Genomic DNA, 3,417 nt, shown 5'->3' with positions numbered 1-3,417 from the left:
CGCCACGGATTTGATTTGGCCCATCGCGAGCAAGGCATTTCAGTCTGGCTGCGGTCGCGCCCTGCGACTCCATCGCCAGCCGATTCCCACCAGCAGCAACACCACCAATCCACCCAGCCCCCAGACCAGCTCGTCATCACTGAGCAGCGGCTTCTCGATGCGCAGGTAACCCGGGTCCTTGAGCAGTTCGCGCAGGGCCTGGTTGGCCTGCTCCAGACTCACGGCCTGCAAACGGACGGCTGGGTTGGCGAAGCGGCCATCCTCATAATCGCCGAGGGCGCCCCAGTAATAGTCGGCCAACGCGCTGTTGCCTTGCACCGCCCAGGACTGATGGGCGATAGCGGCGCGTTTGATCCGCACGAAGCTCTCGGGGTCCAGGCCGTCCTTGAGCAGCGTGCCGCGCAATTGCTCCAGTACCTGCTCGGCTTTCGGCAGGTCTTCACGCGCCAGATCGGCGTTCAGGCTGAGAAAACCCACGCCACCAAAGACTTCCCGCTCCACCCAAGGGCCGTAGGACAGGCCGTTGGCCAAGCGCAACTGGCGATAGAGCGCCCAGTCCAGGTAATCCTTGAGCAGGTCGAAGGTTTCGTCGTGCTGCTGTTCCAGCACCGGCTCCGGGAACAGCCAATGAAGCTTGGCGCCATCGCCGGCCAGGCCGCGAATCAGGTTGCGCTTGGTGACCGCGCTGTAGCGGATCTGCGGCAGTGGCTCGTGGACGCTGGGCTCGACCGGTTCAAGCTCGCCGAAACTGCGTTCCAGATAGGCCGGCAACAACCGGTCGAGATCGCCGACCACAATCAGCGTCATGTTGTTGGAGGCATACCAGGCCTTGCGCACCTGCTCGACCCGAGCCAGGGTGAGATGTTCGACCTCGGCCCGTTCCGCGCACCGCAAACCCAGCTCCACGGCCAATTGGTTGCTGGCTTTGTGGCCCAGATCCTGGCGGTCGAGCCAGCGTTGCAGATGGGTGTAGTGACCGCCGTCCTCGCGCTCGACCACCCGTTTGGCCGCCTCCAGGGCTTTTTCGTCGATGCGGGTGCGGGTCAGCAGTGCCAGCAAAAGGTCGAGGACTTTGCGTTGATTGCGCGCCGGCGCCTCGATGACAAACGTCGTATCGGCATTGCTGGTGAAGGCATTCCACTCGCCGCCCAGCGCCTGCATACGTTCTTCCAGGCCACCTTCGCCGCTGTCATCGACGCCACTGAACAGAAGATGTTCAAGCAGATGCGGCAGCTCCTTGTCGGCGCAGCTGAAATCGTCGAGGCCCACGCCGACCACTAGCCGAATCGCCACGTGCCCCCGTTCGGTGCCGGGCTTGAGCAACAATTGTAGGCCGTTGGGCAACGTATAGCCTTCGACCTGGAAGCGATCCTGGGCAATGGCGGGGAATGAGCCGAACAAAAGCAAGGCGAGCAGCAGACAACGCATAACGGGCTTCCTGGCGGCTGAGTGAAGATCCATGGTGCCGGGTCAGCCTTCATCGCGAGCAAGCTCGCTCCCACCTCGCGGAGTTGTCTGGCTGGCGGTGGGCTTGAGGCCTGGCCTTTTTACTGACTGACCAGGACGCCAGTCGTTCAAGGTGAATGGGTGATGTCGGAAATTTCATCAACGGCCAAGGCGCCGATCTCCGAGGTTTCCAGCACTACATAGGCGCTGCCGCAGAACAGCGAATTCAGACGCCGCATGTCGGCGATCAACTCCAGGTGCAGGGAACTGGTTTCCAGGCTTTGCACGACCTTGCGCTGCAGGCGGCTGACATGGGCGTGGGCCATCCGCCGTTCCTGCGCGCGAAAGCGACGTTTCTCACGCAGCAGCTGCCGTGCGCTTTCCCGATCGGCACTCAGGAACACCGTCAGCCCCAGCCGCAGGTTGGCCAGCAGATGACTGTGCAGCCCCGCCAGTTCTTCCAGGCCCACATCGGAAAACGACCGGCGTTGCGCGGTCTTCTGCTGCTGGACCTTGCGCAGCATGCGTTCGATGAGGTCGCTGGCCAGCTTGAGATTGATCGCCAGTTCGATGATTTCCGCCCAGCGGCGGCTGTCCTGTTCGCTGAGGTCCTCGCGGGGCATTTGCGCCATATACAGCTTGATCGCGCTGCACAGTGCTTCGACATCGTCGCTCATGGCACGTACTTGCTGGGTGATCGCCGTCTGCTCGCCGCGCAGGACGCCGAGCATGGCTTCGAGCATGTTTTCGATCAGATCGCCGATGCGCAAGGTTTCCCGGGCCGCATTCGCCAGGGCCAGGCTCGGGGTCGCCAGGGCGGTGGGATCGAGGTGCCGGGGCTTGGCCGTGCCGTTGGTGTCTGGGCGCTCCGGCAGCAGCCAGGCACACAACCGGCCCATCGGCCCGACGCTGGGCAGCAATACCAGGCAACGCACGGTGTTATAGAGCAGATGAAAACCGATGACAGTTTCCTGATGGCTGAAATCCAGGCTGTCCAGCCAGCCCACCAGCGGATCGAGTACCGGAATGATCAGCAACAGGCCAATCAGCTTGTACAGCAGGCTGCCGAGCGCCACCTGGCGTCCGGCGGCGTTCTGCATGCTGGTGCTGAGAAACGCCAGAATGCCGCTGCCGATGTTGGCGCCGATCACCAGGCCCATGGCCACTGGCAAACTGATAACCGCCGCGCCGGCCAGTGTCGCGGTCAGCAGCACGGCGGCGAGGCTGGAGTAGGAAATCATGGCGAACAGCGCGCCCACCAGCGCATCGAGCAGGATATCGCCGGTCAGTGAGGCGAAAATCACCTTCACGCCTTGGGCCTGGGTGATGGGCGCAGCGGCTTCGACGATCAGTTGCAGGGCCAGGATGATCAGGCCAAGGCCGATGCCGACACGGCCCATCTGCCCGACGCGCGTCTGTTTGCGCGACAGGAACAAAATCACCCCGAGGAAGATCAGCAGCGGCGACAGCCATGACAGGTCGAGGGTCAGCACCCGGGCCATCAGCGCGGTGCCGACGTCGGCCCCGAGCATGGTCGCCAGGGCAGGGGTCAGCGACATCAGGCCCTGGCCGACAAAAGACGTAACGAGCATGGCCGTGGCGTTGCTGCTCTGGACCATGGCGGTGACCATGATCCCGGCGAGGAATGCCAACCAGCGCCGGGACATGTTCTGACCGATGACGTGGCGCAGGTTCGAGCCATAGACCCGCAGGATGCCGGTACGGACGATGTGCGTGCCCCAGATCAGCAAGGCCACGGCGGAGAGCAGATTCAGCAGGGTCAGCATGAGGAGCCCCCTGTTAGCGTCCCAACGGGACAAGTTGACGATGCCACATCGTTCTACTGGTACTTAAGCTGTAGCTGGCGAATGGTTCAGACGCCAGCATTGCATAGCTGAAGATGGCTTTGAAACAGAACTGTCATAAAAATACTTCCTCTGGAACATCCCCACTCCCCTTGTGGGGGGGGGG

Annotated in this window: 2 protein-coding genes; both read right to left on the bottom strand. The window is 62.7% G+C overall.

Annotation, left to right across the window (positions count from 1 at the left end; genetic code table 11):
• Positions 1-39: 39 nt before the first annotated feature.
• Entirely contained in the window at positions 40-1,428 is a 1,389-nt protein-coding gene (locus ACE04F_RS09545; protein ID WP_486106185.1) for a M16 family metallopeptidase, read from the bottom strand.
• Positions 1,429-1,574: 146 nt separating this feature from the next.
• Positions 1,575-3,233 (bottom strand): Na/Pi cotransporter family protein, encoded by a 1,659-nt coding sequence (locus tag ACE04F_RS09540; RefSeq protein ID WP_486106183.1) that lies wholly within the window; start codon positions 3,231-3,233, stop codon positions 1,575-1,577.
• Between the last annotated feature and the right edge of the window lie 184 nt (positions 3,234-3,417).

This window comes from Pseudomonas sp. AGC41, from assembly GCF_057334555.1.
This window is presented reverse-complemented; position numbering and strand designations above follow the sequence as displayed.

Bases quoted from the DNA above. Each gene is read 5' to 3' on its own strand.
- ACE04F_RS09540 (WP_486106183.1), bottom strand. From the start codon at position 3,233: ATGCTGACCCTGCTGAATCTGCTCTCCGCCGTGGCCTTGCTGATCTGG.
- ACE04F_RS09545 (WP_486106185.1), bottom strand. From the start codon at position 1,428: ATGCGTTGTCTGCTGCTCGCCTTGCTTTTGTTCGGCTCATTCCCCGCC.